The sequence below is a fragment of the Flavobacterium sp. genome, from assembly GCF_043756175.1.
Taxonomy (GTDB): domain Bacteria; phylum Bacteroidota; class Bacteroidia; order Flavobacteriales; family Flavobacteriaceae; genus Flavobacterium.
In genome coordinates, this window is sequence record NZ_JAYURN010000080.1 from 1 (window position 1) to 15,346 (window position 15,346).

General features: G+C 29.6%; 15 protein-coding genes. 12 read left to right on the plus strand and 3 right to left on the minus strand.

Translation table 11 applies throughout. From position 1 onward, the window contains the following. Positions 1 to 202 precede the first annotated feature (202 nt). Both ACH2BP_RS05925 and yaaA read left to right on the plus strand, forming a co-directional pair. Positions 203 to 670 (plus strand): hypothetical protein, encoded by a 468-nt coding sequence (locus ACH2BP_RS05925; protein WP_395057955.1) that lies wholly within the window; start codon positions 203 to 205, stop codon positions 668 to 670. Between the two features lie 44 nt (positions 671 to 714). After that, positions 715 to 1,473: a peroxide stress protein YaaA gene (gene yaaA, locus ACH2BP_RS05930; protein WP_395057957.1), complete on the plus strand. Its 759-nt coding sequence runs from the start codon at positions 715 to 717 to the stop codon at positions 1,471 to 1,473. A 215-nt stretch (positions 1,474 to 1,688) separates the two neighbouring features. Here yaaA and rho read toward each other — a convergent pair whose 3' ends face one another. Further along, on the minus strand, positions 1,689 to 3,437 hold the full coding sequence (gene rho / locus ACH2BP_RS05935; protein WP_395057959.1) for a transcription termination factor Rho: 1,749 nt from the start codon (positions 3,435 to 3,437) through the stop codon (positions 1,689 to 1,691). A gap of 178 nt (positions 3,438 to 3,615) precedes the next feature. Between rho and ACH2BP_RS05940 the strand changes: the two genes are divergently transcribed. The 4 genes from ACH2BP_RS05940 (at position 3,616) to ACH2BP_RS05955 (ending at position 7,061) form a co-directional block, all read left to right on the plus strand. Then, complete coding sequence (locus tag ACH2BP_RS05940; RefSeq protein WP_395057961.1) at positions 3,616 to 4,026, plus strand: DUF4293 domain-containing protein; 411 nt, start codon at positions 3,616 to 3,618, stop codon at positions 4,024 to 4,026. Between the two features lie 288 nt (positions 4,027 to 4,314). Next, the gene (locus ACH2BP_RS05945; RefSeq protein ID WP_395057963.1) at positions 4,315 to 4,983 is read left to right on the plus strand and encodes a response regulator; all 669 of its coding nucleotides are present in this window, start codon (positions 4,315 to 4,317) and stop codon (positions 4,981 to 4,983) included. A gap of 18 nt (positions 4,984 to 5,001) precedes the next feature. Continuing rightward, positions 5,002 to 5,274 carry a hypothetical protein gene (locus ACH2BP_RS05950; RefSeq protein ID WP_395057965.1) on the plus strand — a complete coding sequence of 91 codons (273 nt, stop codon included), beginning with the start codon at positions 5,002 to 5,004 and terminating at the stop codon, positions 5,272 to 5,274. Between the two features lie 53 nt (positions 5,275 to 5,327). Then, positions 5,328 to 7,061 carry an ATP-binding protein gene (locus tag ACH2BP_RS05955; protein ID WP_395057967.1) on the plus strand — a complete coding sequence of 578 codons (1,734 nt, stop codon included), beginning with the start codon at positions 5,328 to 5,330 and terminating at the stop codon, positions 7,059 to 7,061. 43 nt (positions 7,062 to 7,104) lie between these two features. Here the strand turns inward: ACH2BP_RS05955 and ACH2BP_RS05960 are convergent, their stop codons facing one another. Next, entirely contained in the window at positions 7,105 to 7,599 is a 495-nt protein-coding gene (locus ACH2BP_RS05960; protein ID WP_395057969.1) for a metallophosphoesterase family protein, read from the minus strand. Between the two features lie 65 nt (positions 7,600 to 7,664). On the opposite strand from ACH2BP_RS05960, the gene ACH2BP_RS05965 reads away from it, so the two are divergent. Next, positions 7,665 to 8,792: a cysteine desulfurase family protein gene (locus tag ACH2BP_RS05965; protein ID WP_395057970.1), complete on the plus strand. Its 1,128-nt coding sequence runs from the start codon at positions 7,665 to 7,667 to the stop codon at positions 8,790 to 8,792. A gap of 1 nt (position 8,793) precedes the next feature. Next, a complete protein-coding gene (locus tag ACH2BP_RS05970; RefSeq protein WP_395057972.1) occupies positions 8,794 to 9,675 on the plus strand; it encodes a glycerophosphodiester phosphodiesterase family protein in 882 nt (293 codons plus the stop codon). A gap of 393 nt (positions 9,676 to 10,068) precedes the next feature. Here the strand turns inward: ACH2BP_RS05970 and lpdA are convergent, their stop codons facing one another. Further along, a complete protein-coding gene (lpdA, locus tag ACH2BP_RS05975) occupies positions 10,069 to 11,457 on the minus strand; it encodes a dihydrolipoyl dehydrogenase (protein ID WP_395057974.1) in 1,389 nt (462 codons plus the stop codon). A 295-nt stretch (positions 11,458 to 11,752) separates the two neighbouring features. On the opposite strand from lpdA, the gene ACH2BP_RS05980 reads away from it, so the two are divergent. Genes ACH2BP_RS05980 through ACH2BP_RS05995 form a run of 4 tightly spaced genes read left to right on the plus strand, consistent with a single transcriptional unit; the run spans position 11,753 to position 15,272 of the window. Continuing rightward, a complete protein-coding gene (locus ACH2BP_RS05980) occupies positions 11,753 to 12,178 on the plus strand; it encodes a DM13 domain-containing protein (RefSeq protein WP_395057976.1) in 426 nt (141 codons plus the stop codon). Positions 12,179 to 12,206: 28 nt separating this feature from the next. Further along, on the plus strand, positions 12,207 to 13,133 hold the full coding sequence (locus tag ACH2BP_RS05985) for a hypothetical protein (RefSeq protein WP_395057978.1): 927 nt from the start codon (positions 12,207 to 12,209) through the stop codon (positions 13,131 to 13,133). Between the two features lie 10 nt (positions 13,134 to 13,143). After that, positions 13,144 to 14,550, plus strand: a complete 1,407-nt coding sequence (locus tag ACH2BP_RS05990) for a hypothetical protein (protein WP_395057979.1) — start codon at positions 13,144 to 13,146, stop codon at positions 14,548 to 14,550. Between the two features lie 41 nt (positions 14,551 to 14,591). Further along, positions 14,592 to 15,272 carry a Crp/Fnr family transcriptional regulator gene (locus ACH2BP_RS05995; protein WP_395057980.1) on the plus strand — a complete coding sequence of 227 codons (681 nt, stop codon included), beginning with the start codon at positions 14,592 to 14,594 and terminating at the stop codon, positions 15,270 to 15,272. The last annotated feature ends 74 nt before the right edge of the window (positions 15,273 to 15,346 follow it).

The following is a 15,346-nucleotide window of genomic DNA, read 5'->3' on the forward strand; positions in this document are numbered from 1 at the left end:
AATCAAGTCAAATTTAAACAAAATGAGCCCGATACAATATCGAGCTCATTATTATCAAAATTAATTATAAATTTGTCCAAACTTTTGGGTGCAGTCTATAATTTCGGGACTTATTTTTTAAAGCCTTTTATAAATATTTTTTAGTTAAGAATCTCTTTATACCAAAACAAACTTATTCCCGTTAGTATTTAAAACATTCATAATGAAAAAGATAATCCTAATTATTGTTTTGGTTTTGTTATATAGCTGTAAAACCAAAAAGACAGCAACTTCGTCGGTAACAGAAAAATCAGTAGTTGTTGTAAATCCAAATGAAGTTGATGTCATAACTAAAAACCGAGCTTACGATTTAGGTACAAGATTATTAGAAGCTTGTAATACTTCTCGTTTCAAACCTTTTTCTAGTGAAGAAGCCACTGATAAAGTGAGACAAAATGTAAGGCCCGAAAAAATATCCGAAACCTGTAAAAAAATTAATTTCAGAAACGGAAAGTTTATTTCTTTAGATTTAATCGATGTAAAACATGACGAAATAAATGAACAATACATTTTTAAGTATAATATTAATTACGAAAAAAAATATTTCAAACGAGAACTCACTGTTTTTGTAAATGCTGACAATAAAGTTTCGGCAATGAGTACAAAAGAAGTAAAACCAAAACCGTTATAAATAGAAACTTTAATATATTTGTTGCAATAAAATTAAGCTTCTTCATGAAAATAGTCATTTCGCCAGCCAAATCATTAGATTTTGAAAAAAAATTACCAAACGATCAATTTACAAAACCAGTTTATTTAAAACAAACCAAAGAAATAGTTTCGGTTTTAAAAAAGCTAAAACCCAAAGATTTATCAGAAATGATGCATATTTCTGATAATTTAGCACAACTGAATTGGCAACGAAATAAAGAATTTAAAACCCCATTTACACCCGAAAATTCGCGTCCAGCGATTTATACTTTCAATGGTGAAGTTTATATAGGATTAGACTCCTACTCTATTCCTGAAGAAAAATTAGATATTTTGCAAAACAAACTTCGCATTCTTTCTGGACAATACGGAATCTTGAAACCATTAGATTTAATACAAGCTTACCGATTAGAAATGGGAACGCATTTACCAATTGGTGAACATAAAAATTTATATAGTTTTTGGAAAGAAGCATTGACAAATGCTTTAAACAAAGAATTAAAAAAGAACGAATTGTTCATCAATTTGGCGAGTAACGAATATTTCTCGGTGATTGATACAAAAAAATTAAAAGTTCCTGTCATTACACCAGAATTTAAAGATTATAAAGACGGAAAACTAAAAATGATTTCATTTTTCGCCAAAAAAGCTCGTGGATTGATGGTTCGTTACATCATAGACAATAATATTGAAACTTTAGATGGTTTGAAAGGTTTCAATTATGAAGGTTACTCTTTTGATGCTAATTTGTCGATAGGAAATACGTTGGTTTTTACGAGATAATTTAACCACAGAGTTTAAATAGATTTTGCTTTTAAAAATAGATTCCCTCCTGCTCGGGAAAGACAGTGTCGTAAATTGTCTTTCCCGCTCAGGCGGGAATCCAATTTAAATATTAAATTTAAAAACAAAATTCTCAAAGATTTCAAATAGAAAACTCTGAGAACTTTGTGAAAAACTCTTTTTACTCTGCGGTAAAAATATTCTGCAGTTAAAACCTAATCATTCATCGAAATCAAAAACTCTTCGTTGTTTCTAGTTTTCTTAAATCTATCATTTATAAATTCCATTGCTTCTACAGGATTCATATCGGCAAGGTATTTACGCATTATCCACATGCGTTGTATTGTTTTTTCATCTAATAATAAATCATCACGACGTGTACTTGATGAAGTAAGATCGATCGCTGGGAAAATACGACGATTTGCAATTTTACGATCCAATTGTAATTCCATATTACCAGTTCCTTTAAATTCTTCGAAGATAACTTCGTCCATTTTAGAACCTGTTTCTGTAAGTGCTGTTGCGATAATACTTAACGAACCACCATTTTCTACATTACGAGCTGCTCCGAAGAAACGTTTAGGTTTTTGCAATGCATTAGCATCTACACCACCACTCAATACTTTTCCTGAAGCTGGTTGTACTGTATTGTAAGCTCTTGCCAAACGTGTAATTGAATCTAAAAGTATCACTACATCGTGACCACATTCGACCAAACGTTTTGCTTTTTCTAATACTATATTGGCAATTTTTACGTGTTCTTGAGGTTCTCTATCAAAGGTAGAAGCAACTACTTCACCACGCACACTACGTTGCATGTCGGTAACTTCTTCTGGGCGTTCATCTATTAATAAAACGATTAAATACACTTCTGGATGATTGGCTGCAATGGCATTGGCAATTTCCTTAAGCAACATAGTTTTACCCGTTTTTGGTTGCGCAACAATCATACCTCGTTGTCCTTTTCCTATTGGAGAAAACAAATCGATAATACGAGTAGAAATTGAGCTTCCTTTTTCGGCCAAACGGAATTTTTCTGTTGGAAATATTGGAGTTAAATGTTCGAAAGAAACTCTGTCACGAACCACTTGTGGATCATGTCCGTTTATTTTTAAAACTTTTACTAAAGGAAAATATTTCTCCCCTTCTTTTGGTGGGCGAACCACTCCTTTTACAGTATCTCCAGTTTTTAAACCAAACAAACGTACTTGCGAAGTCGATAAATAAATATCATCGGGTGAAGCCAAATAATTATAATCTGACGAACGCAAGAAACCATAACCATCAGGCATCATTTCTAGTACGCCTTCGCTTTCTATAATTCCTTCGAACTCATAATCAGGCTCTCTAAAATTATTTTTATGTTTGGCGTTTGGGTTTTGATTCGGATTTTGGTTTGTATTTTTTTGATTTTGATTCGGATTTACCGGTTTTTCTTTTAGAACTGGCTCTTCATTTTCTGGTATTTGCGAAGCTACTTCATCTGTATTTGTAGGTGCAATTACAGGTTTTACAATTTTTTTATTTCTATGCGAATTGTCTACTTTAGTAACATTATTTTCATCTTTTGTAAAACGAATCACTTTTGGCGGACGTTGTTTTTGTACTGCTTCAACAACTGGTTTTTCTAATTCTGTAGTTGTTTCAGTTTTTGTTTCTTCAAAAGAGATTTCTTCTTGTTTAACTGGCGGTGTTACAACTGCCTTTTGAGTTATTGATTTTGGCGCAATTGGTTTTGCAACTTTAGCTTCAACTATTCTGGCTCTTTTTGGTTTTTCTTCAACTAATGGAGTAGTTTCGACTGCAATTGGAGCGATCTTCTCGGGATTTGCTGCTTGGTAATCTAATACTTGGTAAACAAGTTCGTCTTTTTTTAGCGTCTTGAATTTTGAAATTTTAGCAACTTTAGCAATTTCTTGTAGCTCGGTGAGCTTCATTTCTTTAAAAACAGAAATATCAAACATAAAATGATGTGTGAATTAATTATTTGGGATAAAATGCGAATGATTTTTTTTGAATCTTATTTTCCGAAGTATGAAGTGCTTACGGATTGTTATGGCAATATTACGTTTTTTTTTTGAGTAAACAATAGTTTTTTATAAAAAGAAAATATATTTTTGTCTTTATAATATATGATTTATAATGATTCAAAGAATACAAAGTATCTATTTATTACTCGCTTTTATAATAACTGGTGCGCTTACTTTTGTTTTTCATTTATGGAAATTAGAAAATGGCGAAACAATTTATTTTATGAATGATATAAAGTATACTGCTATATTTGGATTAAGTACTGCCTTATCATTAGTTAGTTTACTTTCGTTTAAAAAAAGACAACAGCAATTTGTGATGAACAGATTGAATATAATATTAAACTTAATTTTACTAGGATTATTTGTGTATCGTACACTAACAGTATCTGGAGGAACTACGGTTTCGGAGAAGGGTATTGGGATGTTTCTTCCTATTGTTGCTATCTTTTTGTTGGTTTTGGCCAATAAAGCCATCAAGAAAGACGAAGATCTCGTAAAATCTGTGGATCGATTGAGATAAACCTTTCATCTTAGTTTATTAGTGCGAGAAAAATCCGTTTCAAGAAATTGAGACGGATTTTTTGCTATATGACTGTTTGTTTTAGATCAATTATATTATTTTTTTAGTTAAGAATTGAGATTTAGACATTTCGAATTATCTCGGGTTTTTAACCTTGACACTTTTTTAGTAGATATTATGAAGAATAATATATTTTCATCTAACTAAATTTAGTTAGATGAAAATCATTAATTTCAGGTATTTCATGTAACTTTATAATCGTATATATTTGAAAATATAAATATGAAAATGGAAAACAAAATAAAAATACATTTAGCCGATGATCATCAAGTACTTATTGATGGTATTCTGGCTGTGCTAAAAACCAATTCAGATTTTGAAGTAGTTGGATTCTCTCTAAACGGAGAAGGTCTCGTAGATAGAGTGACGAGAAATAAAGCTGATATTCTTATTATGGATATAAATATGCCTGAAAAAGACGGCATACAAGTACTACGAGAAATGAACGAAGCAGGATTTCCTTGTAAGGTGATTATTTTGTCTAGTTACGATGATGCAAAACTAATAAAAGAAGTTATAAAATTAGGTGCTAGTGGCTATCTCACAAAACAATGCGCTGGGGAAAGTATTATAGATGCTATAAATACAGTTGCTTATGGAAACCAATATTTTTCTGATGCCATAAAAGATAAGATATTTAATATTTATACCGGAAATAATAACGACCACAATCAGTCATTAAATACCGAAGATTTAATTTCTAGCATAACCTCTAGAGAATTAGAAATTTTAAATCTAATTAGCCAAGAAAGAAGCGGAAAGTACATTAGCGATTTATTAAATATTAGTGTTAATACGGTAGAAACACATCGCAAAAACTTAATGAAAAAGCTAAATGTAAAAAGCTCAGTTGGACTGGTCATATTTGCCTCAAAACATAACTTAATAACTAATTAATAATAAAAACCAAACACTATGACTTATGACATGCTAGGATTGTTTTCTTTTAGTAAATTAAACACAAATGAATTTGAAATTTGTTTCGAAATTCCAGACAATTGTTTTTATGTTCTTACGCCTTTGGCTACAAGTTACATAATTACTGTAAAGCTAAATCCTGGAGAAACCCAACCCTCAACTACATTTGTAAGCTGCAAAGAAACCGCAACAACCCTTAGCAATAAACTTATTGCAAATTTCGAGCAATACAAATACTCTGGAGTAATACTTAAAAAAACCTACTGTTAGCATTGGTCTTTAAAAAAAGCATAACTAATAAACTACTAGTTTTCATTTTTTTAATGGCTAGTAAGTTTTGTTTTGGTTTTCAATCTCTAAATTTAGGAACGAAAACCAAAACAGATTCTATTTCATATTATATCGAAAAAAACAACTTGATAAAAGGATTGAATTATGCTCGCAAAAAATCAGAACACTATTTAGAAATTAAAAACTATTCGGCTTATTGTGACATTATGATTCAAAAATCGGAGGTGTATCGAGGTTATAACGACATGGAAAACACAATAAAAACACTTTATGATGCACGAACTATTGCCGAAACAAATAATTTATTAGAAAAACAAGTATTAATATATAGAGCTATTGGTAATATAAACGGAATTATTTACGAATATACAAAAGCCAAAAAATATTTGATAAAAGCAAATAATATAGCCTTAAAACTAAAAAATAATGATTTATTAATAAAAGTAAACCAAGGTCTTTTTAAAATATATTCCGAAACCAACTCAGATAGTACTTTTTACTATTTAAACAAAATAGACTCTTATACTAAAAAATCTAAAAATCTAAGAGATATAGGGCTTAATCAAAATAATTTTTTTTACTATTATAATTCAAAAAACGATAATATAAAAGCAAAAAAACATTTAGATAGTTCTTATTATGTAGCATTAAAAACTGGCGATAAAACTTTAATTGCAAGTGTCAAAAATAATTTAGGCCTTTATTATTTGACTACCGAAAAGGATTATGAAAAAGGAAAACAAGAATACATAGACGTTATCAAAATGTTTCCAAATAATGAGAACTCAATATCTTTATCTCCAGCTTATTTGAATATTTCATATGCTTATGAAAAATTAGGTGATTATAAAAATGCTTGCATATACAATAACAAATATTTAGAGTTACAAGATGAAAAAAATGCAAACCTGTACAAGTCAAATCAAGACGTTGAGATAAAATATGCAATAAATAAGGCTGAAAATGAGTTTAAAGAAAAAGAAAAAGCAATCATAGAAAAACAAGAAAGAAATCAAAAATTGTTATTATTATTTGCTTCACTATTTATTCTAGCTGGGTTTATCTTTTATTTTTATTACCAAAATTTATTGTTAAAACAAAAAAGTAAACTAAAAGATATAGATACAAAATTACAATACAAAATTATTAGTGCCACACTCGATGGCCAAGACGAAGAACGAAACAAAATTTCAGTGGTTTTACACGATCATGTAAGTGCCGTTTTATCATCAGTAGGATTACATTTATCCGCTTTTGAAAGCAGTTTAACAAAAGAACAAGTTACCGATTTAAAGAAAACTAGAGCTTTGCTAAAAGACGCGCATGATAAAGTAAGAGATTTATCTCATGAATTAGTTCCTCCATTATTAGTGAAATTTGGTTTGCAATTTGCGTTAAAAGATCTTTGCGAAAAAAACACAAACTCGCTCATACAATTTAAATTTCATTCTACTTTAGCTAAGGATAGAAGATATAACTCTGAATTTGAAACAAAAATATTTTTTATAGTATCAGAATTACTAAATAATGTGATGAAACACAGTAAAGCTTCAAAATCTAAATTATTACTAGAAGAAATTGACGGCAAATTACAGATTACAATTGAAGACAATGGTATAGGTTTCGACTCTAAAAATATTAGCATGTCTGATGGATTTGGTATTACTCAAATTCGTGCAAGGATAAAAAATATGCAAGGAGATATGAAAATTAAATCTAAAATTGGGCAAGGAACTACAATTATTATAAAAACCATTAGTACTTAAAACTTCTTAATCATATTTTATTAAAAGATTAAAAAAACTATCGTTATTTACTTCCTAATTCGATAATTTCTAAATCTTTTATTTTATCGCCATCTATAACAAATCTTAGCATGGTTTTCACCGTATGAAAACCACTTTTACCACAAGCACCAGGATTCATGTGTAATAAATTAAGTTTCTTGTCAAACTGCACTTTTAGTATATGAGAATGTCCACAAATGAATAATTTTGGAGGATTTTGTTGCAATTCTTCTCTAATATTAGGATTATATTTTCCCGGATAGCCACCAATATGCGTTATCCAAACATCGACACCTTCACACATAAAACGATTGTGCAAAGGAAATTCTAACCTTGCTTTTGCATCATCTATATTACCAAAAACAGCTCGCAATGGTTTGTGTTTTTGCAAAGTATCCGTAACTAATAAATTACCAATATCGCCAGCATGCCAAACCTCATCAGCAAGATTTACATATTTTAAAATTGCATCATCAAGATGACTGTGTGTGTCGGAAAGTAAAAGAATTTTTTTCAAAAGGACATTTTATGAAACAAAATACAAAGCTATACTAAAAATTTAAAATTTGTATATTTGCCATAATGAAAAAAGTATATTTAGATAACGCCTCGACTACACCACTTCGACCAGAAGTAATTTTAGAAATGACTCAAGTTTTGATGAATGATTACGGAAATCCATCATCTACGCATGCTTTTGGTCGTCATTCAAAAAACTTAGTTGAACTTTCTCGAAAAAGCATTGCAAAAAATCTTAATTGTTCCGCACAAGAAATTATTTTTACTTCTTGCGGCACCGAAGCAAATAATTTTATCATTCAATCTTGCATTAGAGATTTAAAAGTTGAAAGAATAATTACAAGTAAAATTGAACATCATGCTGTTTTACATACGGTACAAATTCTTCAAAAACTAAATGATATTCAAATTGATTATGTGAATATTTTGCCATCTGGCGAAATAGATTTGGTTCACCTATCGGATTTACTTTCTACAGAAGGAAAAACACTCGTGAGTTTGATGCATGTAAACAATGAAATTGGAACTGTTCTTAATTTGAATAGAGTTGCTAAAATATGCAAACAATACCAAGCATATTTTCATACTGACACTGTACAATCAATAGGAAAAACTACTTTCAATTTACAAGAAACACCAATAGATTTTCTTGTTGCAAGTGCTCACAAGTTTCATGGTCCAAAAGGAATGGGTTTTGCATTTATTCGAAAAGGAATGGTTTTAAACCCAATATTATTAGGTGGGGAACAAGAAAAAGGAATGCGTGCAGGAACCGAAAGTGTGCATAATATTGTGGGAATGGCAAAAGCGCTCGAATTATCCTATTTACATTTAGATGAAGAAGAAAAATATATTTTAAATCTCAAGGAATATACAATATCACAACTAAAATCTCATTTTCCAGAAATAAGATTTAATGGAAATCCGCAAGAAACATTTTACAATATATTGAATGTCATTTTACCTTTTTCTGAAGAAAAAACTTCAATGATTTTGTTTAATCTAGATATGAAAGGCATTGCCGTTTCTCGTGGTAGTGCTTGCCAGTCTGGAAGTGTAAAACCATCTCATGTTTTAGCCGAAATTCTTTCGGAAGCAGACTTAAAAAAACCAAGTTTACGAATTTCTTTTAGCCATTATAACACTAAAGACGAAGTAGATTATTTGATTGAAAACTTGAAATTTTTATAAAATGAAAAATATATATTTTCTTTTTACTCTGATTACTTTAAATTCTTTTGCACAAAATTTCGATATTCAAGGACATAGAGGTTGTCGTGGTTTACTTCCAGAAAATTCTATTGAAGCTATAAAAAAAGCTATCGATATTGGCGTTACAACACTCGAACTCGATATTGTTATTTCTGCAGATAATCAAGTTTTGCTTTCGCATGAGCCATTTTTATCGCACGAAATTTGCCTAGATTCAAATGGAAATGAAATTACAGAATCTAAAGAAAAGTCTTTCAATCTATATAAAATGAATTATGATCAGATTAGAAAATGTGATTGTGGTACGAAAATTCATCCAAGGTTTTTAAGTCAATCGAAAATAAAAACTTACAAGCCACTTTTATCAGAAATGATAGATAGTGTCGAAAATTATATTAAAAGGAAATATCCAAAAAAAACTATTTATTACAATATAGAAACTAAAAGCGCTGTTGAAGGTGATAACATTTTACATCCGGAACCAAAAGAATTTGTAAATTTATTATTGAAAGTTATTGATGATAAAAAAATTCATAAACGAATTCACATACAATCTTTTGATGTAAGAACATTACAATATTTACATAAGATCAAACCCCAAATAAAAACAGTTTTATTAGTAGAAAATAAATTTACTGTAGAAGAAAACCTAAAAATACTAGGGTTTAAACCCAATGTTTATAGTCCGGAATTTATTTTATTAAATAAAGAAAATGTTGACTTTTTGCATAAAAAAAAGATTCGAGTAATTCCTTGGACAGTAAATGAAATTATCGATATGCAAAAACTTATCAATTTAAAAGTAGATGGTTTAATTTCAGATTATCCCAATTATTATTTTGAAATGATAAACAAAAAATAAAAAAACCAGAAAAGAAATCTCATCGGGATATATTATTTTAATTCTAATTTCTTATTTATTTTGGTTTTGGTCTTTAAAAAAATTTGGAGCGATAAATTTTTTCCAAACAAATAAAACTAATAAAGAACCTAGAACAGCAAAAAACATTCCCATACTAAAAAGGTTACTACTTCCTGCGCTTTTATAACCAATTACATTAGCAACAGTTCCGCCTTCTATTAGACCGAAATAGCCTTAAAAATGTAAGTCATAATATTTTAGTTTTTTTAGGTTATGACTAAATTATAATGCTTTATTAAAACAAAACCATAACATATAAAAAAACCGCTTTGCTTTCACAAAACGGTTACTGTAGTATAAGAACACTAAAATTCTACTTTCTAATAATCTAAATTATAAGTGAATCACTTCACCATAAGCATCAGCCACAGCTTCCATAACGGCTTCACTCATTGTTGGGTGCGGATGAATTGCTTTCAATATTTCATGTCCTGTTGTTTCTAACTTACGAGCTACAACTGCTTCTGCAATCATATCGGTAACACCAGCACCAATCATGTGACAACCCAACCATTCACCATATTTTGCATCAAAAATAACTTTTACAAAACCATCTGGCGTTCCAGAAGCTTTTGCTTTTCCTGATGCCGAAAATGGAAATTTACCCACTTTGATTTCGTATCCTTTTTCTTTAGCCTGTTTTTCCGTCAAACCTACTGAAGCAATTTCTGGAGTTGCATAAGTACAACCAGGAACATTCCCGTAATCGATTGGATCTACATGCAAACCTGCAATTTTTTCTACACAATTAATTCCTTCTGCAGAAGCAACGTGAGCCAATGCTTGACCTGGAGTTACATCCCCAATTGCGTAATAACCCGGAATATTAGTTTGCGAAAATACATTGACTAAAATTTTATCTTTATCAGTAGAAATGCCTACTTCTTCCAAACCTATATTTTCTATATTTGTTTTGATTCCAACTGCCGAAAGCAAAATATCTGCTTCAATTGTTTCTTCACCTTTAACAGTTTTCACAGTAGCTTTTACTCCTTTTCCTGAAGTATCAATTTTTTCAACAGAAGAAGAGGTCATAATTTTTACTCCTGCTTTTTTCATCGAACGTTCCATTTGTTTTGAAATATCTTCGTCTTCAATAGGAACAATATTTGGCATAAATTCAACAATAGTAACTTCTGTTCCCATTGCGTTATAAAAATGAGCAAACTCTACTCCTATTGCACCAGAACCAACGATTATCATCGATTTTGGTTGTTTTGGCAATGTCATTGCTTGACGGTAACCAATAACTTTTACACCATCTTGCGGTAAGTTTGGTAACTCACGAGAACGTGCACCTGTCGCAATAATTATATGATCTGCATTATATTCGGTAACTTTATTATCTTTATCTGTAACATCAATTTTTTTACCTGGTTTTAGCTTTCCAAAACCATCTATAACGTCAATTTTATTTTTTTTCATTAAAAACTGAACGCCTTTACTCATGTCTCCAGCTACGTTTCTACTTCTAGAAACCACAGCGCCAAAATCTTTATCAAATGCAGGAACAACTAATCCATAATCCGAAGCGTGTTTCAAATAATCAAAAACTTGAGCCGATTTTAGCAACGCTTTCGTTGGGATACAACCCCAATTTAAACAAACTCCACCTAAATTTTCTTTCTCGACAACTGCCACTTTAAATCCTAATTGCGAAGCTCTAATCGCAGTAACGTAACCTCCAGGACCACTTCCTAAAACAATGATATCGTATTTCATTTTTTTGTTTTTTTTTTTTTTGTAAAAATGGAATTCGCAAAATGCTCATTTCATAATATAATTTTGTAATGAATTTTCAGTTTGCGAAATTAAGCAAATTATAAATACTACTAAAAATAATCCGTGCTTTTTTTAGTATAACAAATACAATACAAATGTAAGGAAGCTGACAATTAGCAACGAGAGGATTTTTTATTTTTAATGCGTTATTGTAAAACCATAATTCAAAAAATTACGTAAGTGTAAATGAAAGGTGATAAAAAACAATTCAATAATAAACTTAAAATTTAAAACCATGAAAAATCTATTTGCTTTCTTATTAGGAATATTTCTTTTCACTTCGTGTGAAAAAGAAGGGAATCTAACAACAAAAAGTTTGGAAAATAATACAATAAGTAGCACTGCAGTTCTAAAATATTCAGGTGAATTTTACCCAACATCTGGCATAAATGTTTCTGGTTTTGCTAAAATTTATATAGAAAACAATGAGTATAAAGTAAAATTAGAAAATTTTGCAGTATCTGATGGACCAGATTTGAAAGTCTATTTATCTAAAGAAAACACACCAATTAATTTTGTGAATCTAGGAAATTTTAAAGGAAATGGAAATACATTTTATACCATCCCAACTGGTGTAAATGTTTCTGAATATCAATATGTATTAATTCACTGCCAAGAATTTAATCACTTATTTGCAATTGCACCATTAACAAGTAACTAACATAAAAACAAATCAAACAAAACAGAACATGAAAACAACTAAATTAAAATTTTTATTATTATCATTATTTATCTCAGCAAGCTTTACTAATTCATTCGCGCAAGGTTGTAGTGATGCGGGTTTCTGCTCCGTTGGAAACGGATTTAAAGGTCACGAAGCAAATATGAAAAACAATTTTGATGTTGGCGTTGTATATGGCATTGCCGAAGAAGGTGTAACAGTATTCTCCCAATATTTAAGCTACACAAGAGATGTAACAGACAAATTTGCAATAAGTGCAAAACTAACATCAGCCATTGCTAATGGTGATTTTGGGACAAGAGGAAATATTGGTGATGTCTTTTTGACAGGAAATTACAAATTTAAAAACAAGTTTAGTGAACTTGAAAGTGCTAAAACATGGTCATTATTATTTGGGATTAAGATTCCTCTAACTGGCGCAAACGACAAAATAAATAATGTTTCTCTGCCAATGGCTTACCAAGCCAGTTTGGGAACCTTCGATTTTATTGGTGGTGTGAATCTTACATACAAAAAATGGGATTTTAATACTGCAGTACAAATCCCTTTAACAGACAACAAAAATTCCTATATAAGTAATCCATTGATCACTGATAAATTTGCCTCAACTAATTTATTTGAAAGAAAATCGGATGTTTTATTCAGAACAACTTACAGACTAAAAACTACTAATGAAAAATTTACATTCAAACCAAACCTTTTATTTATTTATCATTTAGGTGAGGATAGTTTCACTAATATTTTTGGGCAACGTGAAACAATTTTAGACTCCGATGGTCTAACTATAAACGGAAATCTAATTGTATCTTATAAATTAAATAAAAAGAGTTATTTAGAAACTTCGATTGCTTCTCCATTTGTTGTTAGAAAAGAACGTCCAGATGGGCTTACCAGAGGACTAACATTGGGGTTGAGTTATAAAGTTAATTTTTAAGTAAATGAGTATGAAAAATAATATTATTGTTTCGCTCTTATTATTTGTTGGATTAGTAAATGCACAAACTATTGTGGTCGAAGAAAAATTTAAGGATAATAATTTTCCAATAGGTTATAATTTCTTGCCTAATAAAAACAGATTGGTAATTCAAAAAGGAAATTATGTAGCATCATCAAATAATAAAATTATTAAAAACATTTATAGTTTTGATAATGATGGGTTTTTCGAAAAAATGATAGAAAATGAAGCACTAACAAACTGTATATTTTCCCCAACTGAAAATGCTTTTATAGTTTCTGAAACTTCTAAAACAGAAGAAAAAACTGATCGGTTTAAGTTAGTAATTAGTGGGAAGTCATCTCCATTTTTTAAAATGAATGAAAATTTTCAATATTTTAATGATGATTATGAGTTTAGTGTTTTAAATCAAGACAATAAAGGGGATATTAATTTTGAAAAAGATCAATTATCACTTAGCGTTACCGATATTGTTACTCGAGCAAACGAAAAATTTGCAATGAAAAAACCAAATTTAACTAGAATTATAGGTGATAATTTTGCAAAATATAATGATTTGTCGTTTGGTATTCGTGTAAATGAGTATAATTTTGGTCTTATCACAAAGTCAATTGCTAAAGATTACAAATCGGCAACACTATATCGTACAATATATAGTTATGGTGGTGTTATACTAAATGATTTTGCTTACAAAGTTGATTTTCAATACAAAAATCTCATATATAGTAATAACGGAGGCGGTTATATTTATACAAATCCGCAGTCTGGAGATACTTATGTAAGCGATTTGACTATCAATAATTTCGTTATCGACCAGAAAACAGACGAAGTATATGTTTACGGTTTATTTGGGAAAAACGCTAAAAGTTCAAGTAATATTACAAATGAACCATTGGGCTTTTATGTTTTTAAATTTGATAAATCTGGAAATAAAATATGGGAATCGGTACAAACAATCAATGACAAAAGTGATTTTAATGCAAACCAAATTGTAACAAACCTAAAGGTGAGTTTGACAATTAGAGACGAAAAATTATTGCTTTCTATAACTTCTCCATCTGAAAAGAAAGGTTATATTCAATATTCTTTTATTAACAAAATGACAGGAAATGTCATAAAGTTTAATAAAATAGGATTCAATATTTCAGCCGAAAATAAAACAATTAGCAACGGAAAGTTTGTTAATTCTTATTTTAACAATATTGGTTACGAAAAGAAGGCTTTAGATACAGAAGGATTAATTGCTCAAGAGAATAATATATTGTTTTCAAATTATCTGAGTAGTATTCAAAACAATCAAAAATTATTTTTTAAAACTTTTTATGCTAAAAACGGAATATGGTTATTAGAGACCGATAATCTTGGTTATTTTAAAATTTTATTTTTTAAAGAATAATTATACAAAAAATGTATATTTAAAGACTGAAAAACTATAAAATGTACGACGAATTAAAATACTGGTATCTGCGTGATCATAAACTTTTTAGAACATTAAGTTTTCCTCAAATAAAACAATTGTGTATCATTTCAGGTTTTAAAAAAGCTCAAAAAGGCGAAATAATATATTTCTCGGATTCCGATGTGCCAAGAATTTTTCTTTTAAAAACAGGAAGTATAAAAATTGTTTCTCTAGATGAAGATGGAAACGAAACCATTAAAGATATTATCCAGAAAGGAGATATGTTCGGAGAACTTTATTTGGATAGTGACATTCAAGTTAACGAATATGCTAAGGTACTTACTGATGAAGTTTCTATTTGTAGCTTTTTACAGTCTGATTTTGAGGATTTAATGCTTCGAAATCCACAATTAGCGTTAGGATATACCAAATTTGTTGGTCTAAAAATGAAACGGCTAAGAAATAACTATACCAATTTAGTTTCTAAAGATGCTAAAACAAGATTACTTACTTTCTTAAAAGAATGGGCTGAAAAAGAAGGTGTTTTTGATGACAATAATAAAGTAAAAATCGAAAATTATTTAACCCAAAATGATATAGCTCAAATAATTTGCACATCCAGACAAACAGCTACAACATTGATTAACGAATTTGTTGATAACGAAATTATAGAATACAATCGCAAGGAAATAATAATTCTTAATTATAAGAAATTATAATTTTTACTAATATATAAACTAGAAGACAATCATCCTACTTAAAACTACTTATTTTTGAAATAATAAATAAAACA